The 24,350-nt window shown below is 39.4% G+C and carries 27 protein-coding genes and 1 pseudogene; 17 read left to right on the forward strand and 11 right to left on the reverse strand.

Going from position 1 to position 24,350, the window contains the following annotated elements:
- Window positions 1–89 precede the first annotated feature (89 nt).
- Both ACUUJN_RS12100 and ACUUJN_RS12105 read left to right on the forward strand, forming a co-directional pair.
- Window positions 90–287, forward strand: a complete 198-nt coding sequence (locus ACUUJN_RS12100) for a DUF3934 family protein (protein WP_023988500.1) — start codon at window positions 90–92, stop codon at window positions 285–287.
- A 115-nt stretch (window positions 288–402) separates the two neighbouring features.
- A complete protein-coding gene (locus ACUUJN_RS12105) occupies window positions 403–1,095 on the forward strand; it encodes a pseudouridine synthase (protein ID WP_023988501.1) in 693 nt (230 codons plus the stop codon).
- 107 nt (window positions 1,096–1,202) lie between these two features.
- On the opposite strand, the gene ACUUJN_RS12110 is transcribed toward ACUUJN_RS12105, so the two are convergent.
- Genes ACUUJN_RS12110 through ACUUJN_RS12125 form a run of 4 tightly spaced genes read right to left on the reverse strand, consistent with a single transcriptional unit; the run spans window position 1,203 to window position 5,203 of the window.
- On the reverse strand, window positions 1,203–2,303 hold the full coding sequence (locus tag ACUUJN_RS12110) for a GerAB/ArcD/ProY family transporter (protein ID WP_023988502.1): 1,101 nt from the start codon (window positions 2,301–2,303) through the stop codon (window positions 1,203–1,205).
- A gap of 12 nt (window positions 2,304–2,315) precedes the next feature.
- Complete coding sequence (locus ACUUJN_RS12115) at window positions 2,316–2,543, reverse strand: hypothetical protein (protein WP_484669669.1); 228 nt, start codon at window positions 2,541–2,543, stop codon at window positions 2,316–2,318.
- A 6-nt stretch (window positions 2,544–2,549) separates the two neighbouring features.
- Entirely contained in the window at window positions 2,550–3,758 is a 1,209-nt protein-coding gene (locus ACUUJN_RS12120) for a Ger(x)C family spore germination protein (protein ID WP_028541361.1), read from the reverse strand.
- Between the two features lie 14 nt (window positions 3,759–3,772).
- Window positions 3,773–5,203, reverse strand: coding sequence for a spore germination protein (locus tag ACUUJN_RS12125; RefSeq protein WP_069080125.1), 1,431 nt, complete (start codon window positions 5,201–5,203; stop codon window positions 3,773–3,775).
- Window positions 5,204–5,512: 309 nt separating this feature from the next.
- Here ACUUJN_RS12125 and ACUUJN_RS12130 point away from each other — a divergent pair, with 309 nt between their 5' ends.
- From ACUUJN_RS12130 to ACUUJN_RS12145, 4 genes and pseudogenes are all read left to right on the forward strand, one after another.
- On the forward strand, window positions 5,513–6,088 hold the full coding sequence (locus tag ACUUJN_RS12130) for a LysE family translocator (protein WP_023988506.1): 576 nt from the start codon (window positions 5,513–5,515) through the stop codon (window positions 6,086–6,088).
- Window positions 6,089–6,112: 24 nt separating this feature from the next.
- Window positions 6,113–6,889 carry an AraC family transcriptional regulator gene (locus tag ACUUJN_RS12135; RefSeq protein WP_023988507.1) on the forward strand — a complete coding sequence of 259 codons (777 nt, stop codon included), beginning with the start codon at window positions 6,113–6,115 and terminating at the stop codon, window positions 6,887–6,889.
- Between the two features lie 15 nt (window positions 6,890–6,904).
- Window positions 6,905–7,756, forward strand: coding sequence for a 3-methyl-2-oxobutanoate hydroxymethyltransferase (panB, locus tag ACUUJN_RS12140; protein WP_023988508.1), 852 nt, complete (start codon window positions 6,905–6,907; stop codon window positions 7,754–7,756).
- A pseudogene (locus ACUUJN_RS12145) lies at window positions 7,737–7,826 on the forward strand (alpha/beta hydrolase); the annotation flags it as partial. The gene panB and the pseudogene ACUUJN_RS12145, both read left to right, overlap by 20 nt.
- A 160-nt stretch (window positions 7,827–7,986) precedes the next feature.
- On the opposite strand, the gene ACUUJN_RS12150 reads toward ACUUJN_RS12145, so the two are convergent.
- On the reverse strand, window positions 7,987–8,808 hold the full coding sequence (locus ACUUJN_RS12150) for an SDR family oxidoreductase (protein WP_484669670.1): 822 nt from the start codon (window positions 8,806–8,808) through the stop codon (window positions 7,987–7,989).
- Between the two features lie 131 nt (window positions 8,809–8,939).
- On the opposite strand from ACUUJN_RS12150, the gene ACUUJN_RS12155 reads away from it, so the two are divergent.
- From ACUUJN_RS12155 to ACUUJN_RS12170, 4 genes are all read left to right on the forward strand, one after another.
- Window positions 8,940–9,764 (forward strand): MerR family transcriptional regulator, encoded by an 825-nt coding sequence (locus ACUUJN_RS12155; RefSeq protein ID WP_484669671.1) that lies wholly within the window; start codon window positions 8,940–8,942, stop codon window positions 9,762–9,764.
- A 262-nt stretch (window positions 9,765–10,026) separates the two neighbouring features.
- Window positions 10,027–10,479 carry a MarR family winged helix-turn-helix transcriptional regulator gene (locus ACUUJN_RS12160; protein ID WP_028541357.1) on the forward strand — a complete coding sequence of 151 codons (453 nt, stop codon included), beginning with the start codon at window positions 10,027–10,029 and terminating at the stop codon, window positions 10,477–10,479.
- An 11-nt stretch (window positions 10,480–10,490) separates the two neighbouring features.
- Window positions 10,491–11,612 carry an alpha/beta hydrolase gene (locus ACUUJN_RS12165; protein WP_023988513.1) on the forward strand — a complete coding sequence of 374 codons (1,122 nt, stop codon included), beginning with the start codon at window positions 10,491–10,493 and terminating at the stop codon, window positions 11,610–11,612.
- Between the two features lie 500 nt (window positions 11,613–12,112).
- On the forward strand, window positions 12,113–12,391 hold the full coding sequence (locus ACUUJN_RS12170; protein ID WP_076160936.1) for a DUF6809 family protein: 279 nt from the start codon (window positions 12,113–12,115) through the stop codon (window positions 12,389–12,391).
- A 504-nt stretch (window positions 12,392–12,895) separates the two neighbouring features.
- Here ACUUJN_RS12170 and ACUUJN_RS12175 read toward each other — a convergent pair.
- Both ACUUJN_RS12175 and ACUUJN_RS12180 read right to left on the reverse strand, forming a co-directional pair.
- Window positions 12,896–13,642, reverse strand: coding sequence for a class I SAM-dependent DNA methyltransferase (locus ACUUJN_RS12175; protein ID WP_076160960.1), 747 nt, complete (start codon window positions 13,640–13,642; stop codon window positions 12,896–12,898).
- A 413-nt stretch (window positions 13,643–14,055) separates the two neighbouring features.
- Window positions 14,056–15,168, reverse strand: coding sequence for an alpha/beta fold hydrolase (locus tag ACUUJN_RS12180; RefSeq protein ID WP_264453800.1), 1,113 nt, complete (start codon window positions 15,166–15,168; stop codon window positions 14,056–14,058).
- A 146-nt stretch (window positions 15,169–15,314) separates the two neighbouring features.
- Here ACUUJN_RS12180 and ACUUJN_RS12185 point away from each other — a divergent pair, with 146 nt between their 5' ends.
- The 4 genes from ACUUJN_RS12185 to ACUUJN_RS12200 all read left to right on the forward strand — a co-directional run bounded on the left by ACUUJN_RS12185 (window position 15,315) and on the right by ACUUJN_RS12200 (window position 19,209).
- Complete coding sequence (locus tag ACUUJN_RS12185; RefSeq protein ID WP_075154177.1) at window positions 15,315–15,512, forward strand: TetR/AcrR family transcriptional regulator; 198 nt, start codon at window positions 15,315–15,317, stop codon at window positions 15,510–15,512.
- 146 nt (window positions 15,513–15,658) lie between these two features.
- Window positions 15,659–17,296 carry a helix-turn-helix domain-containing protein gene (locus ACUUJN_RS12190; protein ID WP_484669672.1) on the forward strand — a complete coding sequence of 546 codons (1,638 nt, stop codon included), beginning with the start codon at window positions 15,659–15,661 and terminating at the stop codon, window positions 17,294–17,296.
- Window positions 17,297–17,424: 128 nt separating this feature from the next.
- On the forward strand, window positions 17,425–18,396 hold the full coding sequence (locus tag ACUUJN_RS12195; protein WP_075154179.1) for an ABC transporter substrate-binding protein: 972 nt from the start codon (window positions 17,425–17,427) through the stop codon (window positions 18,394–18,396).
- A 24-nt stretch (window positions 18,397–18,420) separates the two neighbouring features.
- Window positions 18,421–19,209: a hypothetical protein gene (locus ACUUJN_RS12200; protein ID WP_068940986.1), complete on the forward strand. Its 789-nt coding sequence runs from the start codon at window positions 18,421–18,423 to the stop codon at window positions 19,207–19,209.
- 95 nt (window positions 19,210–19,304) lie between these two features.
- Here the strand turns inward: ACUUJN_RS12200 and ACUUJN_RS12205 are convergent, their stop codons facing one another.
- On the reverse strand, window positions 19,305–19,529 hold the full coding sequence (locus ACUUJN_RS12205; protein WP_028541348.1) for a hypothetical protein: 225 nt from the start codon (window positions 19,527–19,529) through the stop codon (window positions 19,305–19,307).
- Window positions 19,530–19,675: 146 nt separating this feature from the next.
- On the opposite strand from ACUUJN_RS12205, the gene ACUUJN_RS12210 reads away from it, so the two are divergent.
- The 3 genes from ACUUJN_RS12210 to ACUUJN_RS12220 all read left to right on the forward strand — a co-directional run bounded on the left by ACUUJN_RS12210 (window position 19,676) and on the right by ACUUJN_RS12220 (window position 22,217).
- Window positions 19,676–20,251 carry a TetR/AcrR family transcriptional regulator gene (locus ACUUJN_RS12210; protein ID WP_341063772.1) on the forward strand — a complete coding sequence of 192 codons (576 nt, stop codon included), beginning with the start codon at window positions 19,676–19,678 and terminating at the stop codon, window positions 20,249–20,251.
- A gap of 211 nt (window positions 20,252–20,462) precedes the next feature.
- Entirely contained in the window at window positions 20,463–21,038 is a 576-nt protein-coding gene (locus ACUUJN_RS12215) for a TetR/AcrR family transcriptional regulator (RefSeq protein WP_076295931.1), read from the forward strand.
- Between the two features lie 138 nt (window positions 21,039–21,176).
- Window positions 21,177–22,217, forward strand: coding sequence for an NADH:flavin oxidoreductase (locus tag ACUUJN_RS12220; RefSeq protein WP_179086222.1), 1,041 nt, complete (start codon window positions 21,177–21,179; stop codon window positions 22,215–22,217).
- 508 nt (window positions 22,218–22,725) lie between these two features.
- Here the strand turns inward: ACUUJN_RS12220 and ACUUJN_RS12225 are convergent.
- The 3 genes from ACUUJN_RS12225 to clpP are packed head-to-tail and all read right to left on the reverse strand — an operon-like array spanning window position 22,726 to window position 24,289.
- Entirely contained in the window at window positions 22,726–23,391 is a 666-nt protein-coding gene (locus ACUUJN_RS12225) for an MBL fold metallo-hydrolase (RefSeq protein WP_484669673.1), read from the reverse strand.
- A gap of 47 nt (window positions 23,392–23,438) precedes the next feature.
- Window positions 23,439–23,645 carry a hypothetical protein gene (locus ACUUJN_RS12230; protein WP_053326565.1) on the reverse strand — a complete coding sequence of 69 codons (207 nt, stop codon included), beginning with the start codon at window positions 23,643–23,645 and terminating at the stop codon, window positions 23,439–23,441.
- Window positions 23,646–23,704: 59 nt separating this feature from the next.
- Window positions 23,705–24,289 carry an ATP-dependent Clp endopeptidase proteolytic subunit ClpP gene (clpP, locus tag ACUUJN_RS12235; protein ID WP_013310269.1) on the reverse strand — a complete coding sequence of 195 codons (585 nt, stop codon included), beginning with the start codon at window positions 24,287–24,289 and terminating at the stop codon, window positions 23,705–23,707.
- Window positions 24,290–24,350 lie beyond the last annotated feature (61 nt).

Below are 24,350 nucleotides of genomic sequence, written 5' to 3' on the forward strand. Positions count from 1 at the left end.
TTCAATTTTTTAAAACAAATGGGCATTATGATCAAAGTAATGGTATGATAGCTTAGTTAAATCTGAACGACTAGTAATGGAGTGATCATATGGGTGGAAAAAGCAAGGGCGGCGGGACCGGCAGAGGTACAGGTAGTAAGGGCTGGACACGCTGGAACAAAACTGCGAAGCCAGTAAGGACAAAAAGCGCTTCTACAAGCGCACCGGGAAGCAAAGCGGCAGGTGGTACAAAAGGCGGCACTGCCAAACCAACAAGGAATAAAAGCGGCGGCAGCAGTAGCAAATAAGCCGGGAAAGTATAAGTTGTCGTAAACGGCGAACATCTGATTAAGCAAGAACAATCAGGTGTTTTTTTAATTATTTTACTTATACTCGCATATTATAATCAGAAGCAGGTGAATCGTGAGAATTAACAAGTACATAAGTGAGACAGGATTTTGCTCACGTCGGGAAACCAATAGGTTGATTGCAGCAGGACGAATTACGATTAATGGAAATGTTTGTGAAGCGGGCGCAGAAGTAGAGCCACAGGATATCGTGCTGATTGATGGAAAAGCTATTCCGCTTAATTCCATTGAACCTGTATATTTGGCTCTGAATAAGCCTATAGGCATTGTTTGTACCGCAGCGGAGCAAGTGGCTGGCAATATTATTAGTTATGTCAATTATCCTTCACGTATCTTTGCCATTGGCAGGCTGGATAAAGCGTCAGAGGGACTCATTCTATTAACCAACGATGGAAGCATTGTCAATCAAATGATGCGTTCCGAGCATGGTCATGAGAAGGAATATATAGTGACTGTAGACAAACCTGTTACAAACGAGTTTACGCAGGCCATGTCTCGTGGCGTTGAAATATTGAACGTCATTACTAAACCGTGCAAGGTTGATCGTACGAGCGAATACGAGTTCCGCATTATTTTGACGCAGGGTCTGAACTTGCAAATTCGCAGAATGTGCAAGGCCTTGGGCTACAGGGTGCTAAAGTTGGAACGTATTCGAATTATGAATATTACCTTGGATCATCTGGAACGTGGGCAATGGAGACATCTGGAGAGGGAGGAACTGGAGTTACTTCTTGCTAAATTGCAATAATGATTACAACAAGAGCAAGTCCCCTAGCCCAATAGGCGTCTTCCATGTCCTTTGGACGTGGTGGAGAGGCTGGAATTGGACAGTATGTTCATACGGTCAATGCAACTTTAGTGATACTTTTTACGGAATTTCAACGAGCCGCCTACCTTACCCACCAGCCATAGCACAATAGGAAACACGATACCGAAAATCATGGCGTAAAAAGGCCATACTGAAAAAAACTTGATTAAAAATTGCATATTTGGCCAAATAGAATGAACCATTGCCATTGCGATTAGGATCAGAGGAACTAAGAGAGAGTTAGCGCTTCGAAGACGAAAAGCATCTGCAAGCCCTTGCGCTGAAACATATAAAAGCAGTGCGAGTCGGAAAAAAATGGTAACAAACCAGAACACTGCAACGACAATTTCAAACCGTTGAAGAAACTCCCCGTTACTGATTGTTCGGCTAATAAAATAAGTAGGAAACGTCAAATTAGATACAACACCTTCACTCATCACGGCGATTATTTGTAGAACCATGAAAAAATACATGCCGCCGCTAATCAAAGCACATGTAATCACTGTCTTTCTCCACTTCTTTGGATCGGGAATGTACTGTGCAAAAAAAAGATACAGAATTGCTTCAAGGTAGGGAAAGGCAAACAAATTGAACGAAGCGAGAACGATAGGGTTCAAACCATACTCAAAAATAGGGAGCACATTATTTATGTTGGTCTCAGGAAGAAGGGTAATCCTGACCAAAAGATATAGAACCAGAAGGAAAAAAAACAGGATTTCCGCACAACGGCCAATTACAGCAGGGCCTGATCGAACGGCGAAATAAATGACTATAAGCATGATGAAATATATCGCGTCGGAGGGAGTTTCCGGCATAATATCTATTGTGATAAAGTCGCCTAGATTTCGAAGCGTCATGATGAACACAAGAAAGGGAAAGAAAAAAATGAAAACGATGCTAATCGTCCCGCCCAAGGGACCGAAGAGGCAACGGAGATGCTCTACGAAAGATTTCCCCTGTATTTGCCTAGCGATGGAGGCATATAAAGGTATCAATAACAGATGGAAACCTAAGGAGACTGGGATGGAGAGCCAGGCATCTTGTTTAGCGGCAGCAGTAATTGCCGCTGGGAGCACCAGATATGCGCTTCCTATTTGATATAATGTAAACCACATAATAGCTTGTCTAACGGTCAAGTTGGAATTCATTCCAATGCCCCCTTAAGATAACATTTCTATAAGTAACCGGCTTACTGGTTGGAATAGGATTCGAATGCCCGTCAGTGGAGTCGGCAATTCAATGTTGGCGATCCGTAGGATAATCAATATAACGCCTATAGTCAACAATACCGAGCTGAATACAATTTCACGCACATATTGTTTCTTCTTGAGTTTTTTAAACTCATACAGCGATGTTAAAATGGAACTTACGAGAATCACATAAAGCATATGTATTCACTCCTGATTGTGTAGTCCCATATCGATTGGACTGGCGATTTCTCCGAACCGGATCAAACGATAATTGAGCTGAATATCCACTTTAAGCGTTTGGAATTTTTGTGACCAATCCTCTTTCCATCTATGCCATTCACGCGGGAACTTGCGGTGAAAAGCTTCTCCAAACCCGAATATATCGGAACCGATGTGTTGTGCATTTCGAATGCCTTCCTTCAAAGACTGTTCCAGATGCTCTTTAGCTGATTTTTGAAGATCTCTAAATGTCTCTTCATTCTTAAGGTTGGCATTGCACGAGACCGTTCCGACATTGGATTCTGTATCCACAATAAGAGAAATGTGCGGCTCATGGTCTATTATTTCTGGACGCATTTTTACTTTGGAACGGATTACTTCAACAACAAATTTTCCATTGGAATACGGACAATCGATGGAAGCTACGGTGCTGGAAACACGGTTGGATATATAGGTAAAGGCTTTACTTTGTGAATCATCCATCCAATTGAGAAGTCGATCGCCCTTGAAAACACCAATTCCAGTGAAAAAATATTTAACATGTTGGGGCGACTTTGTCACATTATCAATAGTTAGGCCTTTTTCTAGGTTTGTCAGTCGAATACCGGTGAGGACTGGTTCAATGCCATCCTCCGTAAATTTCTGCAAAAGATCTTTTACATTGACCGCGGAAGTGGGAGCCCAGGCTTTTTCAGAAAGCCTTAATGCCTTATACATATCCATTGCAGGCAAGATCTCGGTTGGAGCTACAAAAGTAACGGCCTCCTTTGCCGAGTTTTCTCTGACAACCGCCAAATAGAAATCAGGCCGAACTTCATGATCACGGAATAGAAAGTCCAGCGGCTCCTTGATTCCTTTTTTTGCTGTTTTTTCATCGAAAATTACAAATTTTAAGTGGGACATATACAATTTTCGGGAGGATTCCGTTGTTAATTTTCGAATAGCTTCAAATATGGTATCGGCGCGTTTGGAAAAAACGATCGTTGGCGTCCGTTCCATGGGGGAATTCCGAGACATTTGCGATGGGTCAACCACTTGTAGACTGACTTCATATTGGTCATCCACTGCATCAATACCCATAGCCATCACGACGGAAATTGCGCTCAATTCCTTATTGTTCCAGCAACCCGTAAGAAACACCATTAGCCAGGTGCACATTAACAGTAACAAAATGGTGGATCGGTACGAGTTCATGATGGTCTACTCCTTTAGTTTTTGCGATGTTTTTTTTTAGTTCTATATGGAAAACGCAATATTGCGTCCTTCTGCTCCGACGATTTGTAATTGGCAAAGGGGCTCAAATACGGTACACCGAATGAATGAAGTCCATTCAGATGCACAAAGAGCATGAGGATACCAACAGTCAATCCGTACACACCAAACATAGCGGCTATTCCTATGAAAGCGAAACGTAATATACGGATAGGAATGGCAAAGGTGTACGAGGGAATGACAAAGCTCGAAATGGCAGTTATTGCAACAACAATGACCATAACAGCCGAAACGATGTTTGCTTCTACAGCTGCTTGGCCAATTACTATTGACCCAACAATAGAAACGGCTTGACCGACCGTCCGTGGCATACGAAGACCTGCCTCCCTCAGAATTTCAAAAACCACTTCCATGATCATCGCCTCAATAAATGCTGGAAACGGAACTCCTTCACGTTGCGCGGATAAGCTTAATAACAAAACTGTTGGAATCATATCCTGATGGAATGTCGTTAATGCGACATAAATGGAGGGAGCCAACATACAGATTGCCAGGCAGATATACCTTAATATTCGAATGATACTACTGTAAATAAAGGATTGATAATAATCTTCTGCGGATTGAAGGAAATCTACAAACACCGCAGGTGCAAGGATGGCGAAGGGAGATCCATCCACAAATATCGCAATTTTCCCCTCCATAATTCCTGCTGCAATAGAGTCTGGGCGATCAGAATTATAAAAGAGCGGAAATATCGTGAGTTGTTTATCTTCTTGGAGACATTCTTCCAAATATTCGCTTTCAAGCACACCTTCTACATGCATGTCCTTTAACCTGGATATCATGTCCTGCACCTTTTTTAGGTCAGCCACCTCATGTAAATACATGACCGATATATCGGTCTTGGTTTTTTCGCCAACTTTTATGGTAGTTAGACGTACTCTTGTATCCTTCACCCTTCGACGAACCATAGTCGTATTCGTACGTAAAGTTTCTGTAAACGACTCTTGCGGACCTCTGACCACAGGCTGCGTCTTCGAGTCCGTAATGCTGCGTTCTTCCCATCCAGGCAAAGAAATGACCAATCCTTCATCCGTATCGTTCAGTAGTAGGAGAAGACCACCTGAGAGGATCTGTTCCAAGGCATCTTCAAAGTTTTGAGTAAAGCTTGCTTCACCAATGTCCAAAATTGCGTTTTTCAATAACGGTAAAGTGATCTCGTCAGAGGAAACACGATCATGCAACGGACGGATCACGTTGTCCTGTACCTTTTGCATGTCAGTCATTCCATCCAAATAAAAAAGAGCGGCGTGTTTATGGCCAGTCGTGATCTCACGAACAATAAAATCCGAACTGTTTCCCATGAAGTCACAAATGAGATCGATATTCTGGCATAATTGTCTTGAAAATTTGGTATGTAACTTCATTTTCACCCTCCTCAGATACGTAGTATTAACAATAATCCGAAATAATACCACAATAATCCATGATTATGTTTGTTGTCGGTAAGGTTAAAAACATCTTTAACGGTAGAGGATTCGGGCTAAGTAATTTTTGAAGACAGCTACGGACAACAAGGAACTGACGATGCAACTCTTGGATAAGGGAAATTTTGATATAGCAAACAGCGTAGCAGAAGGGTGACTACGAAGGGTACAATACCTGCAATAATATACTATATGCCATTTATCTTAAGATGTATTATTTCATGAGAATACGTTAAAGGAGTTTTCCTCATGAATATTACATCTGTTTTAATTTACTGCTTTATTGCCACTTTTACACCAGGTCCAACTAATATCGTTATACTATCTACAGTCCATAATTTTGGGGCAAAAAAAGCAATGAAATATACGTATGGAGCAACTCTAGCTTTTGGTTTATTACTTGTTATTTCTGCTATATTAAATACGATGCTTATAACGATCATACCGAAAATTTTAATTGTTATGCAGATAATTGGAAGCTGTTATATGTTCTATCTCGCCTATCAAGTTTACAAAATGGATACATCCAATCCAACCGTAAACCAATCAGCTACCTTTATGTCAGGCTTCCTTATGCAGTTTCTAAATCCAAAGGTAGTACTATTTACAATGACTGTAATTCCTAGTTTTATTATGCCCCACTATATCGCAATACCTGCGGTGACGATAAGTATTGTCGCTATAACGCTTATTGGTTTTTTAGCATTTGTGACATGGGTTCTTTTCGGTGCAATCTTCAAGGAGTTTTTACAGAAGCATAAAAAGACTGTTAATATAATGATGGCCTTATTTTTAGCCTATGCGGCCATAATGATATGGATGTAGGTAAGCTTGTTAGGGGTGATTGAAATGGACAAATTTATCTATAAGAAATCAGCAGGTATTACTGCATTATCAGCAAGTCTTTCTGAATTTAAGTATAAGAAGCACTCTCACATGGAGTATGCAATAGGCGTAACATTGCGTGGAATTCAAGAGTATACCTTGGATGGCAGCTTACAGTTATCCTATCAAAATGGTGTGATGCTTTTTAATCCAGAACAGGCGCATGACGGAATGGCACATAATAAGGTGGGGCTTGATTATGTCATGCTATATATTGAGCCACAATTGCTTTTAGAGATTATTGAGCACAAGGATATCGTACGGTTTTCAACGCCAATTGTGTATGACTATAGCCTTGAACAAAAAATATTAAGTCTTTCTAAGGCTATCTTAAGCGAAAAAGATGAGGCTTTGTGTAGCGAATTACTTTTATCCTTGACGGATAGCCTTTTTCAAACCAATCTTTCTACAGACAATAAGAAAGAGAACGTTTTAATTCGAATAGCGAAGGATATGATTCATACCAACTTAGAACATGTACTTAAACTTGACGAGATATGTAAAGAGCTTAATTTATCGAAATTTCAGTTTATCCGATTATTCAATGCTCATACTGGAATTTCACCATACCAATACTTTCTTAACTGCAAGATCGAACGTGCAAAGCAGTTAATAGAAAAAAATAGAGATATTTATTCAGCAGTAGCAGAATGTGGTTTTGTTGATTTAACCCATTTAAATAAACACTTTAAAAGTGTATATGGAACAACAGCATTTGAATATATGTCACATTTAAATTGAGGAGGAGGGAATACGTTGAAACAAACTACAGATTTGTTGAAGATGAAGCAAAACAATGAAAAGATTGTCATGTTAACAGCCTATGACTATCCTTCTGCAAAGCTTGCAGAACAAGGGGGCGTTGACGTCATATTGGTTGGTGATTCGCTTGGAATGGTTGTTCTGGGTTACGATTCAACAATTCCAGTTACAATCGAAGACATGATTCACCACACGAAAGCTGTTAAACGAGGAGCGAAGGATACATTTATCATTACGGATATGCCGTTTTTAACCTATCATTTGTCTGTTAGAGATACATTAATCAATGCTGGGGAATTAGTTCAAGATGCCGGTGCCCATGCGGTGAAGCTGGAAGGTGCCGATGAAGTCGTCGAACATATCGCCGCCCTGACAAGAGCAGGAATTCCTGTCTGCTCCCACCTGGGACTGACTCCGCAAACTGTTGGAGTTTTAGGCGGATATAAGGTGCAGGGAAAAGATGCATTAGCCGCTAAAAAATTGCTGGAAGATGCTAAGAAATGTGAAGCGGCTGGAGCATTTGCTCTTCTTTTGGAATGTGTTCCAAGACAACTTGCAGAAGAAGTAACCAAAGCCCTTTCGATTCCGGTGATTGGAATTGGTGCTGGATTGGATGTGGATGCCCAGGTTCTCGTATATCATGATATTTTAGGCTATGGTGTTGAACGTGTTCCTAAGTTTGTAAAACAATACCATTCGTTGAATCCGTTTATATTGGAGTCCATTCAAGCTTATACTGCTGATGTGAAGAATAAACGGTTTCCTGAAGAAAAACATACTTTTACGATGAAGGAAGAGGAACTGAAAGTACTTTATGGAGGTAAGGCTGGTGATTCACGGTACTGAAGATCCGATTATCCCTTATGAACATGGAAAAAATTTGGCTAACGAAATTACAGGTGCGGTTTTACTGAGTTCAATAAAACAGCGGCAGTCTAGGACTTTATTTTTCCGTCCATGGCTGCCGCTGTTTCTATTACTTGGATCATCAGTATAATGTAGTATCGTTTTACTCTTTGCCATTCCTCATTCAGCTAATGTTTTCCGTTAGGTAATTAGTAAAAGCAAATAAGGGGTTATACAAAATAATGTTTGTTTTCATTAACCCATTGAGTAAATGTTCTGGCTGGCTTGCTTGTAACTTGTTCTACTGTCGGTAGAACGGTATAGGCTCCTTTAGGAGGGTTTTTCCCAATCCCTATAATAAAGTATTCAATAAATTCATTGTCATAGCCTTTGCTTTTCCAATCTTGTTTTACTTGTTCTTCTGTAATTTCAACAAGATCAATGTATTTATCTATAACTACAGAAATTTGTTTAACCATACTTCTTGGAGACAATGCTTCTGGTCCTGTCAAATCATATGTCCGCTTATCATGGCCTTCTTCTGTCAGTGCCTTTACTGCGACATCAGCGATATCAGCTTCATGAATTCTAGCGCTTAAACTATCAGGGAAAGCCGTACGAATAATCCCTTCTTTTTGGATTGATTCTGTCCAACCACTGTAAAGTGCATTCTTCATAAATTCCACTGGCTTTAGTAAAGTCCATTCCATTCCACTATTTTTAATAACGTCCTCAATTGGGTTTCCTTCAAAATCTAACAGGGCTACAATTCTTGCAACATTAGCTTGTTTTGCCATCTGAATAATTCTTTTGTTTTTTATAAATTTTTCGTCCGATTGTTCACTCTGAGTGATCAGAAACAAGCTATCTATAGTATGGAGATGTGCTTGTATAGTCTCGGGAATATCAAGGTCACCTAGAACTACTTGTGCTCCTTTAGGTAAGTTGCTTTCCTTCCTTGACAATGCCTTTACTTCTATATCTTTTGCAACTAGTTGTTCAACAATATGACTCCCCACACTTCCTGTTGCTCCTGTAACTAGAACTTTCATTCCTTATATCCTCCCAAGATTAATTATTTAGGTATTACTTTCGATTAGATACTCCTCATGGTCTACTGCTATATGAAGGTTACTTGGTTATAATAAAGTGTGGTGTAACACCATAGTCAAGGAGGGATTTCATGGAGAATAATGTTCAAACTCATTTAACGTCAGGACAATTTGCAAAAGTGATGGGTATTAGCAAGGATACTTTATTTCACTATGATCGACTTGGAATTCTTTCTCCTGAATTTAAAGCTGAAAATGGGTATAGATATTATTCAATTAATCAAATCGATGTTTTTAAAGTGATTTCAATACTTAAAGAATTAGAAATGCCATTAAAAGAGATAAAAGAGTATTTAAATAAAAGGTCACCTCAGGAGCTCATTGTCCTACTTGAGAAAGAAGAGGCAATGCTGAATTCTAAAATTAAACAACTGCAAAAAATGAAAAATATAATATCAGAGAAGAAACGAATTACCCAAGCAGCAACTGAGATCGTTACAACTGATATTATTATTGAGGAAAAAAAGGAGGAGTTTTTGGTAGTAACAGAGGCTGATCCTTACACAAATGATAAAAGCATTTACGATTCTATGATAAAACACGAAAAGTACTTGAACATTTATAGTATTGATGCTTCCCATACAGTAGGCTGGATGAGAGATACTAAAAGAGTCTTAACAAATGAAACATTCAATTATGATTATCTTTTTACTAGAGTTAGTAAAAAATCAAATTATTCAAATTTCAAGCGAGAAAAAGGAACATATTTAATCGCGTACCATATAGAGGGATACTCAAGCGTATGTGACACTTATGATCGAATAATAAGTTATGCTAAAGATAAGAGCATAGAATTACAGGGATTTTTTTATGAGGATGTTTTGTTAGATGATCTTTCAGTTAGAGGTTATGAAGAGTATTTAATTGAGATCTCTGTTCAAATTTTAAAGATGTAGATTAGAAAACAAAGAAGACCCATCACGGTAAATCAAACTTTCCTGCTGGTTAAACATCCATGCATCCCAATAAAACATTTTCCTCGCTGTAGTGAATGCCTAATGTCTGTTGAGCCGTACTTACTACTATTAATTGGGGTGATCTACAGATCGCAAGAGATAATGAATGCAAACATTCAAAAAATACAGGTTGAAAATAGTACCATATCGAACTATAATATTAGTACGATATGGTACTTTTTTTGAGAAAATGGAGGTGCACATGGGAATTATAAAAGGAAGATCTGTTTTTTTATCAGCATCCATAGATGCATTGCTGGCTAGAATAGTTTCAAGAAAACACAGGGAATCTGAGGTTGATACTTTAACAGCAACTCAAGCAAGGATTTTGTTTTATCTTTGGACGAAAGACGAAATACCTATACATGAAATCTCAAGGGTTACCAATCTTCAAAAGTCAACTTTAACGAGTATATTAGCTAAGTTGGAAAAAGCAGGACATATCAGTTTTATGCCTTGCCAAACAGACAAACGGAAAACAATAGTTAAAGTAGTGAACAGAAATGAAAAATTAGTGGAATTGAACAAAAAGATTATTGATGAAGTCGGAGAGATTTTTTACAAGGGATTTAGCGAGGAAGAAATAGCATTGTATCAAAGTTTCTTAATAAGAACTTTAGATAACCTGATAGAATGCGAGAATGAAAAAAAGTGAGGAGAGAGAGTATGAATAAAAAACTAAGAATGGTATCCTTCGTACTTTTAGCAACATTGGCTTTTGCCACACAAAAGGAAAGTTTCGTAGCTGCTGAAAGTCCTCCTACAGATGTGATTAGTATGGCTCCTACCTATAAAGATGTGGTGTATGCAACCGTAACTAATGACGATGGAAAGAAAAAAGAGTTAAAAATGAACATCTTTAAGCCGGAGGGTGTAACCGAAGCAACTCCTGTCTTGGTATATATTCATGGTGGAGGATGGGCTATAGGGGACTATCAGGGCGATGATGCGCCTAAAGATGCAAAGAAGGAAACAGCCGCGCCACCAAATCGACCAGCACAAATGACAGGTAGAGCTACAGATCAAGTGGCTACAGATTCAGCATATCAAGTTTTCAAAAAAGTATTAGAAGATAAAATTGCTTTCGTTTCCATAGATTATCGGCTAAGTGGCGAAGCTATTTTTCCGGCTCCCATTTATGATGTTAAGGGCAGTATCAGATATCTGCGTGCACATGCCAAGGAATACGGTATTGATCCAGAAAAAATTGCAGTAGCAGGAAATTCTGCAGGTGGACATCTGGCTACCGAACTCGCTGTTACTAGTGATATAAAAGAGCTTGAAGGTGATGTTGGGGGCAATCTTGAGTATTCAAGCAAAGTAATGGCTGCAGTTGATTTTTACGGTCCAACAGATATGTTTACCATGGGCCCTGAGATGGACCCAACCCTGCAATCTCCTGAGGAGGCAGCCGAAACACATGACTCTCCACGAGCAGCTGAAGCCAAACTTCTTGGATTTGATAAAGAAGGACAAGGTGTGGCAGTCCTGAGAGATATTCGGGATAAAAAACAAACCAATTCTCCTTATTGGGAAAAAGTAAAGTTGGCAGAATTGGCAAGTCCTATAAATTATGTATCTTCAGATGATCCACCCATGTTTATTGCACATGGAGGAAGTGACAGTTTAGTATCTATTCAACAAAGTTTGAGACTTAGAGATACTCTTAACCATGCAGGAGTAGAAAATATTTTTATGTCTAACTCTAAAGCTCCCCACGGTGGCCAGGGTGAAGATGTCAATAATGCAGCTATAACCTGGGTAACAAAAAAATTGCTTAATAAGTGAGAAATTTTAAATATTTATGTTATTTTATTAAAAAAAGGGATCTCCATTTATGGAGGTTCCTTATTCTTTAAAGCCTACTTTAGATGAATTAGATTGGCTCTTTTAACCGTTTCATTGCAGATTAAGTCGTTAGGCTATGAGTTAGATTAATTAATGTACTACCCATTGGATATCAAGATGAAATGTTTCTTGAACGGAAGATGCCGATCGAACAATAGGATCAGACAATTTTGTAGCGGAAAATGCTCATATGTGAGATGGCTTGATGATTTTAGGAACTCTATCCTAAGGGGTAGGGCTTCTTTTGGTTTGTTCTATTTAATAAATAGTCTGTGCTTGTTTGGTGGAAATTTGCCAATAGTCCTTCAATTATTCCTAGTGAAATATTCGCTAAAATTCAATATTGATATTTCCAATAGGATATTCTTATTTTTGGGGAACAAAACGCATCTACGGATCCGAAATTTACGCAAAGTCTGTATCAAGAAGGAGAAGATGAAATGAGTATCTTGGAGGATATATATTACGGCAAATGGTATCCAAGTGAACGAATCAAACCGAAGAACCCTGAACTTGAACTAACCCATCAGAAAATATCCGCTTCTATGGAAACTCTAAAAGCAAGATTGCCAGAACAAGATTATAAGTTAATTGAAGAACTATCTGATTTAAATGATGTCCTAATTTCTATATTATCTGCCTCGGATTATATTTCTGGGTACAAAACGGGAGTTTTGATGATGTTAGAAATATTTGATGGGAAAAATTATCGAAACTAAGGTATACCTTTGTAAAGTAAAGGGAAAGAAAACTTATACAGAATAGAGTTAAAAGGCAAGGGCCGGACGCTATAGCGTACCGGCTTATTTAATATGAGATGGCTGTTAATCTTATGATCATATAACTGAAATAAGATATATTTTCACGATTATTCAGAAGAAGATGAGGCATTAAAAAGGTACTTATTTATAATGAAGGGGGAGCTGAATTTAATAAATATAAGTCAGAGGTCATAGGGATTAAGTCTTCTAATTCATATAACAATTAGTAATAAAGATGATTTTCCATAAATTTGAATAATGTTATTATGTCTTAATGAACTCAACCGAGGTAAATAACGTTTTTTTTGTAAACGTCCTGATCATATTTTAGGGTGACTCGGCGATTTTTCTTTCCGGGAATCACTGGAATAGCCTGTTGTTCATTCAAAAACATGCGAATGACATCGATATCTTACGCGCGGTCGTCAAACACTTGGGATGAACATTCCGGGATTATTCGTTTTAGGCTCCATGTTTTCGACAAACAGTAATGATGGAAGGAGATAAAGGGGTAAACGGTGTTTTATCCCAGTCCGAATATTGATTTTCGATACAAAAGCCGCGGCTCGTTAATAAACGCTGAAGCGTGTCATTATCAGTAAAGCGACATGCAATTCGAGAAATTGTTTTCTCCGATCCCCAATCACGGAACGTGACCCAGTGCATGATCTGGTTACTTGAATCATACGACTGTGTCCCAGATATCTTGACTTTAATTCCATCTTTATCGATAAAATTTCCCCAGATGCTTTCCTCTTGGTTGGATAAATCGGTTCCCAAGGGGTTTCGTGTTTCAAAAACAAATATCCCATTTGATTCTAGGTGCTTGTAGACGGTTTCGAGTAAGGCTCGTTGATCGTCATCGCTCAAAAATGCCTGGAATGCATTTCCTGTCAAATAAATCATGGAAAAACGCTTTTCGGAATCGAATGTACGAGCATCAGCTTCAATAAAATCCACAGGCAAACCTTGAGCTTTAACCCGCGCATATTCAAGCATCGATGAAGAAATGTCAACACCTGTTATATGTATCCCCGATTTTGATAAATGAATGGTTGTCAATCCTGTACCACATGCAAGTTCCAGAACCTCGCCTGGGTTCAATCTAGCCATATCAAGATAGAAATTGTATTTATTAGTCTCACCGCCAAATTCAAGATCATAATTAATCGGGTCTCGATACTCTTCAAGATTATCGTGATTTATCAATATGAATCATCCCTTCACTACACTACAGATTCCTTTAAATCATCCTTCATTATACCATCCATTCTCGGTTTTGCGATATATGGAAACCACGTTGATGTTTTATAAAAAAAGGACTGACGCGCCAGCACTTTTAAAACAAAAAAGCCGCTAATTTAGCGGATCTGATGATGAAGGTATAATTATTGTAGGAACAAACAAAGGACTAGATCATTTAACTTACCCAGAAATAAAAAAAATCATAGGGGATAAAATTCTTATTAAATACGCAGATCAAAATGAGACGTAAAAAAGGCGGTTTCCCCTTTTGGGGAAACCATTCGTTATACATAATTCTTTTAAATATTTACTAAATATCCGCATTAACCATACTCTGAATTTTTTATGCAAGAAATTATAGTATTTATATCTCTTTGTTATAGGAACTTCTTCATTTCATTAAATGCTAACTCCCTGTGGCCTGCTTGGCAGTGTTGCTCACCACCCGTTTCTTTAGTAAATACTTTGGTTGTAATGGACGCAGCATTGATTAATTCTTGTTGAATTTGTGCGAGTCGGCTAATAGGTACGTATTGATCATCTTCTCCAGCTAATAAAAGAACATCTTGATTAATGAATGCTCCAATGCCTTGCATCGTGTGCTTTTCGAAATTTTTAATGAGATCAAAAGGCGTTGCTACACCGGTGTTTTCCATCCCTTTGGTAATCTTCCAATGTAAATCAATATTGTGAGTCATCATCTGTTCGAATAATGAATTCACTTGATCTACTTCATTACGATCGACTAGCTGCACTATGCTCTGGTAAGTCTCTTCTGACATTCCCATTTTTAAGGCATCTAAACCACAATAGAAAATGTTAAAAGCAACTACTTTATCGATTCTCTTTTCGAAGGCTGCCGCACGCATAGCTAAATATCCTCCCCAAGAAGCACCTACGAGACTAACATGATCTAATTTGAAATAATCAATCACCGTTGATATGGGCTTTTCCCAGTTATGAATGAATTTTAGGCCGTTTTTTAAAGCAGTTCCTTGGCCAGGGCCATCGAATACAATAATATTGTAATCAATTCCCTTCATAAATCTCATCATTTTAAGCATCTCTTCCATGTAAGAATCATAGCCACCAAAGACAAGTAATGTCTTCGTAGCTCCAGGTGTCAATAATTTTACAGCAGGAAGATACGAGTCTTCATAGGGAATCTTGTAGGATTCATAATCAAAATCATGAAAGCCTTTATAGAACATTTCTCTATATTTTCGATACATTTTTTCTTTATTGGGGTCTGTGGTTGCAAGATAAAATTCTGCAGCTTGATAGTAGACTGAGGCTAAGTCATAGTCCTTGCTGTCTTCGCGTTTCTTTGCAAAATTGAGCCAAGCTTCATACCAGCTATGGGTGTCGTTTAATTTCGGAATCATTTCTTCCAAGTCAGCTTGTGCTCGATCATCTTCTTGATAATAATCATTGATAAAACGATTAATTTGAAGATTGAACTGTTCGTTATTGACATAGGATTTAAACATATATTTTCCTCCTTCAATTTGGGTATGTGCTTACTATAGAGTATAGTTACTACATAAAAAATAATTAGTATCGCATAATCTGTAGGATATCTTACACGGTATATATAAAGTGTTCGAAAACTTACACATAAGGAGCAAGTGGTTAAATGAATGAAGATATCAGAATTTATAAAACAAAAATAGCTATTGAGCGAGCTTTAATAGAATTACTCCAACAACATGATTTTAAAGATATTACGATCAAAAAAATCTGTGATCAATCTCTTATCGGACGTTCTACCTTTTATAGTCATTATTTAGATAAGTACGACTTGCTAGAAAAAATAGTTAAACAGTATGCTTGATGTCTATTCAGTGGGTTTTGAAAAATGGTAAAGATGCGAACATCATTTTTCTTTTAGATCAAATGCAAGAATATATTATTAATCAGTTAAAGTCTGACTTGTATCAAGGTTAAATGTTTTAGCTAGTATGAGGGCGGTGAGATTACTTGGTTGATATAGAAAAGAACTTTAAACATAAAGAATATGCACCCCTCGAAGGGATGTGTTTCAAGCTACGAGAAATTGAGCATATCAAGAATCAAGCAAATGATTGGGAGCTAAGACTTCAGTTTATCGAATCCCACATGATTCTTGTTGCGGCAAGCGGTCAAGGCTGGCTAACGATTGATGGGCAATTCACCGAACTTCGACAGGGCAGCGTTTACGTGTGTACGCCAGGAGAACTCATCGAAGCAGCCGCGCACTCCTTTGATGAACGAGGGTTTTATTATCTTCGATTTGATGTTATGGACGATGAGGTATCTTCAGCCCATTCGATGCAGATTATTAAGAAGAACAGCCCGTTTCCGGCTAAAGGGGAAGTTATCGTTACGTCGCCTGTTTCTGTTAATACGTTGTGCGATACCATTAACCAATACTTGCAGGATGATCATTTAAAACGATTTCGCGGGCAAATTCTCTTTCAAGAACTGCTGCATACCATCTTGCAAGATGCCCATCTTGAACAAGGAAACGATTCGGAAACAGCCCTAGACTATATCAAAGGCTATATAGAGCAGCATTACCAGAAAGAACTGACAATCGATCACTTGGCCAAGGTGGGGGGAATGAGTACCCGTCATTTTATGCGATTATTCAAAAAAAGGTATGGCTGCAGCGCGATCGACTATTTGGCAGTGTTCCGAATCGAGCAGGCACAACAGCTGATGAGGTCGGGTGGGCAAAATCGTCTTCGAGATATTGCACGACATGTAGGTTACCATGACGATACTTATTTTCGGCGCAAATTTAAACAGGTATCGGGCGTGCCTCCAGCGGCATTTATGCAGAACAGCAGAAAAAAAATAGTCGCCTACGATTTCCCCAACATTGGACAATTGATTGCGCTTCAAATTAATCCTTTCGCCGCACCAGCCGATCACCCATGGACTGGTTATTTCAAGCGAAAGTATCACATGGATGCCGTGCTCCCTCTAAGTTCAAATCAATGGATCAAGAGAGAAGAAATTCGACTTGCTGAACCCGATTTTATTGTTGGTATCGACACTCTGGTATCTCCTGAGGAACAGGAAATGCTGAGGAAAATTGCACCTGCATTTTTTGTACCCTGGATGGAGAACGATTGGCGTACGCATTTGCGCTTAATTGGGAAATTTCTGGACAAGACCGTAACAGCCGAGACTTGGCTTGAAAAATATGATCGAAGGGCTCTTTTTGTAAGAGAGCAAGTGAAACATGTATTCAAGGATGATCGTCTCCTCATTCTGAGAATCACCGGTGATCGTTACAATGTTTTGGGCAGTAGAAGCCTAGGCACAGTATTTTACGATGATCTGCATGTTCTGCCTGTGCAAGGTGTCGATCTTTTGAGTCAAAATCAGCAGATAACGCCTGACCAACTAGCGAATTTTGATCCAGATCGTTTATTGCTCATCGTAGACGAGGACATTCAGTCACAATTAAGTTGGCAAACACTCATGAATTCTAAGCTATGGAGTGATTTGAAAGCTGTCAGGAACAGCCGGGTGGACTTCCTTCCCTCATATCCTTGGGTAGAATATACGGCTTTCACTCATGAGCTTATGCTGGATGAAGTTTTAAAGATTTGGCGGGATCGTGCATGAAAAAAAGTCGCTATCGTCAATATTCCGAAATTATAAATTCATCTATACTCCTAATATATGATAATGATAATCAATTTTAATTAGAGGTTGTCATAAATAAATCAAATGATCAGGAGGACCACCGAAGAATGAAGCAACAACGACATATAATCGCAGGTTTAATTATCGTATTGTTCGTCATTGTAAGTACTGCTTGTGGAGCCAATAATGCAGGAAACACAGCTAGCAATACTGAAAAAGCGAATAAAGGAGCCGCTGCTGAGCAGCACGTTATTTCAACTTTAAAAGGGGACCTTAGTATTCCAACGGAGCCCAAAAGGGTCATTGGACTCTCTGTTGTTTACCCAGAGTTGTTATATGCACTTGGCGTTACGCCTGTTGCGGTACAAAACTATCATCCGGATTTCCCATCCTATTTAAAGGAACCGTTTAAAGATACACTGAAGATGGGAATTGCCCAAACTCCTAATTTTGAAGCTATTCTGGCCTCTAAGCCGGATTTAATTATTGCCCCTACGTGGTGGTCCGATAAGGATTATGCTCAGCTTTCCAAAATTGCACCAACGGTGCTTTTACCGCAGCGGGATGATTGGCGTGATGAGTTACGGGATATTGGCAAGGTTCTAGGCAAAGTGGAACAGGCTGAAAAGGTCATTCAGGATTTGCAAACGAAAGAAACTGAAGCGAAGGAGAAACTTCATTCTCTAGTTGGTGACGAGACAGTCATGTACATGATGATTATGGCGAAGGAGATCGTTATTTACGGAGAAAATAGTGATCGGGGAATCTTCATCCATAAGACATTAGGTCTAAAGCCGATTAAAGAATATCCACAGGGTGAGCTAAGTCTATCCATTTCATTGGAAAAAATACCGGAATATAATCCTGACCATATCATTTTGCAGTTAGATGATGACTCCAGTCAAGAAGTTCGGAATAGATATGAGGAAATGCTGAACAGCTCTTTATGGAAAAACATGACAGCCGTGAAAAAAAAACAGGTTCACATGATGGGAGGCAAGGAATGGTTTAGTCTTGGCATGTCTCCATTGGCAGATCTTCATGCTATTAACGATGTCGTTCATGCTTTTGAAAAATAGAGAACAATAATGGGAGTGTATGCTATGGGCACGGTTGATTTTCAACATTTGGAAGAAAAATTTTTCCTTACTTTGAATGAGCTCGATAAAACCGTGCTTACCATCCCTGCATTTGATCTATTAAAAGTTGAAAATATGAATCACTTAATCGACACATACGGCACGCTCATCAAAGCTAAAGAACGTTCAGCAGCAGCAGCTTTTTTTATTAGCTGGTACGCCGGGGTATGCGGTGCGATGCAGCACATGCTGTATCAAGGCAACGTGTTGCTGTTGGATTTATCATTATCTAATTTATCCGTACAATTATATGTAGTTGACGGCTATCCGCTTTTTTCATTTAAAATCAACGAAGTGCGATTTAACCAAATTTCGATAATGGACTGGGATGAGGGGGAGAAGAAATCGCTTGATTCCTTTTACAGGGAACAGGTAACGCCTATAATCCAACTTTTGTCCCAACTGGCCCCCATAAACGCTATTCCATTATGGGGACAAATCGTTAATGCGTTGTATGCTCAAATGGAAGAAGAGTTGGCCGAAGCGTCTGATGAAGAAAGTAGAACCAGGATCATTTCTTTTTTCAAATTGCTCACACACGATGTCGATGCTAGTGCGTTCGGACTCCGTAATAACCCGTTTAATATTAAACCAAATTTCATTGAACACCCAAATATCCCTGATCAAAAAATGTTAGTGAAAACAGCTTGTTGCCTGGCTTATTGCTTGGATCGTGAATTTGGTTACTGTTACGCATGTCCGCGATTAAAAGAAAAGGATCGGGCATTAATGAGAGCGAATGGACGTTGTTGAAAAAACATCTGCTTTGATTGGATAATAACGATTGAAGCTATGGAACTACGATTTTGATGGGCATGTTGCGTACGAACAATATATTTTTACAGTTGTTATATGAATTTCTTCATTTCATTAAATGCTAACTCCCTGTGACCTGCTACCACCTGTTTCTTTAGTAAATACTTTGGTGTAATGGACGCAGCATTGATTAATTCTTGTTGGATTTGTGCGAGTCGGCTAATAGGTACGTATTGATCATCTTCTTGATAATAATCATTGATAAAACGATTAATTTGAAGATTGAATTGTTCATTATTGACATATGATTTAAACATATATTTTCCTCCTTCAATTTGGGTATGTGCTTACTATAGAGTATAGTTACTACATAAAAAATAATTAGTATCGCATAATCTGTAAGATGTCTTACATGTTATATATGAAGTGTTCGAAAACTTACACATAAGGAGCAAGTGGTTGAATGAATGAAGATATCAGAATTTATAAAACAAAAATAGCTATTGAGCGAGCTTTAATAGAATTACTCCAACAAAATCATTTTAAAGAAATTACGATCAAAAAAATCTGTGATCAATCTCTTATCGGACGTTCTACCTTTTATAGTCATTATTTGGATAAGTACGACTTGCTAGAAAAAATAGTTAAACAGTATGCTTCTGATTTTAAAGTTGAAATTGAGCAGCGTTTTGATCCCACGGAAGATGGCAAGGTGGCAAACGCCATAGAACTTGTAACCGATAATATGATTAAGAATAAGCTCGAAATTTCAACATTGTTAGCCGTTCATGAAGTAACAGCAGATCTACGTAAGGAATTTGAACAAATTTTGTTTAGGACTTGCTTAGATTATTTAAAGCAACAGAATTCTTCAACTTCGATCGCATTAGAGTATTTAGCAGAACTATATGCTGCTAACTCAATGATGTCTATTCAGTGGGTTTTGAAAAATGGCAAAGATGCTAACATCATTCTTCTTTTAGATCAAATGCAAGAATATATTTTTAATCAGTTAAAGTCTGATCTATATACAAGTTAGCACACGTGGAGTGATGTTTTTATGACCGATAAATCATTAGGAGAATACATTATCTATTATCATGGGTCGTGTTGACGCACGGCTCTTTTTCGTATTTCTTTGTTCAAAAGGGGGAAAGCTAACCGCGAATTAACGTCTTCACCGTCTTTTTTTATAATTTTACCAATAAAAGATTATTGACTGCATAGTCAATAAATGATAAAGTGAGTCCATGAGCAGACCAAGAGAATTTGATGTTGATCGTGTGTTGCAACAGACTATGGAAGTATTCTGGAACAAGGGATTCAAGTCAACCTCCTATGAGGATCTAACTCGCACTACGGGGGTTAAGAAGCAAAGTTTGTATGGTGTATTTAACGACAAGCGATCGTTGTTCCTGAAGGCGTTAGTACACTATCGTGAACAATATATAGAGATACTTGAAAAGTTGGAAGCGCAGGAAATGTCTCCAGTGAACAAGCTGGAATCGTTACGCGACTCTCTGCTGGACGAAGAAGCCACTTCCCGAGGTTGTCTGATGGTAAATTCCGCTCTGGAATTCGGAACAGAAGATGATCAGGTCACACGCGAAATAGAGTTGATGTTCACTGAAGCCGAACAAATACTGGAGAAAATCGTCATCAGTGGCCAGGAACAGCAGTTGATTACGACGCGTTTTTCCAGCGAAGAGCTTGCATCTTATCTGAACAACGCTATTCTCGGCGCGCGAATTCAGGAGAAATCAGGTGCGTCCAGGGAACAGATCAAGGCAATCTTACGCGTGTCTTTTTCAATGATCTTGCCTTGATCTTTTTTTGTCAAGTTATTGACTTTGTAGTCAATAATACGTCATCACTGGGAAGAGTAGATCACTTTTATTACATTAAAGGAACGGTCTGTGATACTTCTTAAGCTTTTTAAATAAATATCAAATTTGGAGGCAATTATGAACCATACTCAATCCGTAGAACCCTTGTTTAAATCTTTTGAATTAGGCAACTTGAAATTATCTAATCGTATCGTGATGGCACCGATGACCCGTCAATTTTCTCCGGACGGTGTGCCTGGTGCAAATTCAGCTGCCTACTACCGCCGCAGAGCTGAGAATGGTGTGGGACTTATTGTGACCGAAGGAACGGTGATCAATCACCTGGACGCGTCCAATCAAGCCGATGTTCCGCACTTTTATGGTGAAGCTGCACTAAACGGTTGGGCAAATGTGGTGGCTGAGGTACATAAGGCAGGCGGAAAGATCATCCCGCAATTCTGGCATATGGGAGCACGAGGCCAAGTTAACGATTATTCGGAAGCAGAAATTGCAGAGATCATCCAAGCCTTCGCACAGGCAGCAGCGGAAGCCAAGCGACTTGGGTTCGATGGTATTGAGCTGCATGGTGCTCATGGATTTTTGATCGATCAATTCTTCTGGGAAAAAACCAATCAACGTACCGATCGTTATGGCGGTGATATAATTGCACGCACACGCTTTGCAGTGGAGGTCATCAAGGCCTGCCGTCAGGCCGTTGGACCAGAATTCCCAGTTGTACTGCGTTTATCACAATGGAAAGGAAGCGATTATACAGCGAAGTTGGCTGAAACGCCGGCACTGCTGGAGCAGTTCTTGGCGCAACTGGTTGATGCGGGCGTGGATATTTTCCATTGTTCTACTCGCCGTTTCTGGGAGCCTGAATTCGAGGGCTCTGAGCTGAATCTTGCCGGCTGGACCAAAAAACTAACAGGTAAACCGACCATTACGGTTGGGTCCGTTGGCCTTGACGGTGAATTTATGAGTGTTTTCACCGAAGGAAAGGGAGCAAATCATGTTGGGATTGATGGATTAATCCAAAAGCTCGAACGTGAGGAGTTTGATTTGGTGGCCATAGGCCGTTCCCTGTTGGTTGATCCTGAGTGGGTAGCCAAAATTCGTGACGGCCGGACAGATGAGCTAATTCCTTTTACGGCGGAGGCACTAAAGACACTTCATTAATTCTTATAACATCTCCTGCATGATACAAGCAGTGGCAGACCAGAGGGAGGAATTACCCCCGACCTGATTTGGCTGTCGATCGGCATTGAAGCTCCCGAGGATATGTAGGAGGATCTGGAACAGGCGATTCGGAAGGCCTAACTGGATGATATGGTTGAGGCAGGGGACGTAGCAGAGACGGAGCAAATAATCGGTTAGCGATTTAATTAAGATCATACCCTAAAAGCCAAACGGGGAGGGACGCAAAGGTGGATATTCCTCGAATTCGCAGTTAGCAAGGTTTAGCCAGGATGGAATAATGACTCATACGCTCAGAGAATGCAACTTAATGAAAATTATCGTTCATCTCAGTTAGTTGGATTGCAGGAATAAACAATGAAGATCTATTTTGTAAAATGCAAAATAACACTTTGTTAAAGTTCAATCACGAATTAACAAAGTGTTATTTTAAATAATCTTCTCGTTCACAACATCGTTCCACCAAAGGTAACTTGCTGGAACTTTAATTTTATAATCCTTGGGTAAGTCCTAATATCTGATCATTCACATGTACATTACTTAATCCCCCGTGATAACAAACTACGGATGCAATGTCGAGATCCAAATACTTTTTCAATGAGAGATGAGCTGCATTTATATCGGGTGTGGTCGGGACATGAATTCCTGCGAGAATCCCGTTTACACTGTACATCGAATCCCCGGCAATAAGAGTTTTACTTTGCCTTAAATAAAGGCTGATATGACCCGGAGTATGCCCAGGCGTATGGATGACTCGAATCCTGCTGCAAAACGGAAGTTCCTGGCCATCTATTAAGATATCATCCACTTTGCCCTTCGGGGGATTCACAAGGTGACCATCTTTTAAAAGAGGGATCTCCCCCTGAATATACGGCTTATCCAGTTCGTGTGCATAGACTTTAATATGACTGCCACACTCCTGCAAAATCTCAGGAAGACTTCCTATATGATCCACATCTTGATGCGTCAAAATCACAGCTTTTAGTTGGTCAAACGACACGCCTACCTTTTCCATAGCCACGCGTAAATCTTCAATTTGCCCAGGAAATCCTGTATCTATTAATACAGCCATTTCTCGATCCCACAAAAGAATGGGGTGAATCATATTCCCATGAAAATCTAGCTGAAGCATTTCTACTCCCTGTGAAATTTCCATAATATCGGGCCTCCGTACATGTAATTGCCACCCATGCTAAAATAGGTTCATGGGGCGAATCCAACTCTGTAGCGTTGCCGTTCCTTAATGTCAATGGATACGGTGCGAATGGATGTAATAGGAATAACAAGCGTCTGATATTGCGTAACGTATTTAACGAACTTGTCGTCAATCTGATCCAATATCCCGTCGCATACATTTGTCCCATCTATAAAATGAATAGTTACTTCCTTGCCTTGTAAGCTTGCTAACATGATATCACCTCGTATTATTTCTTGAAGTTTCTTGCAGATCATTAGGTTTTGAGCATACTTTACAAAGAAGTTATCACTTGATCAATAACACCATATTCCAGTGCCTCTTGAGCGGACATGTAAAAATCCCGGTCCATATCTTTTTCGACTTTTTCAAAAGATTGCCCGGTCCGTTCAGCTGTGATACGGGTTGCCTTTTCACGAGTCCATAAAATTCGTTTTGCGCTGATCGCAATATCGCTAGCTTGACCTTGTGCGCCGCCGTGCGGCTGATGGATCATGATTTCACTGTTCGGCAACGCCGAACGTTTCCCTTTGGCGCCCGCCAGCAAAAGGATCGCGCCAAACGAAGCAGCAAATCCCGTACATATCGTGTGCACATCGGGTTTGATGTACTGCATCGTATCATAAATGGCAAATCCTGCGGAAGTAGAGCCACCCGGGCTGTTGATATACATGTAAATTTCTTTTTCCGGATCTTCTGCCGCCAGGAACAATAATTGAGCAATAATACTGTTAGCCAAATGGTCATCAATGGCTGCCCCGACAAACACAATACGATCCTTTAATAGTCTGGAATAGATATCGTACGATCTTTCACCTTGAGCAGTTTGCTCGACAACATAAGGCACATAAACACTCATTTTTTATACCCCCAATTTCCTGTTTCCAGTTGATTTCTCCTTGTAAACGAACCGAGGCCGT

The organism is Paenibacillus sp. LRG-1 (genome assembly GCF_057220305.1).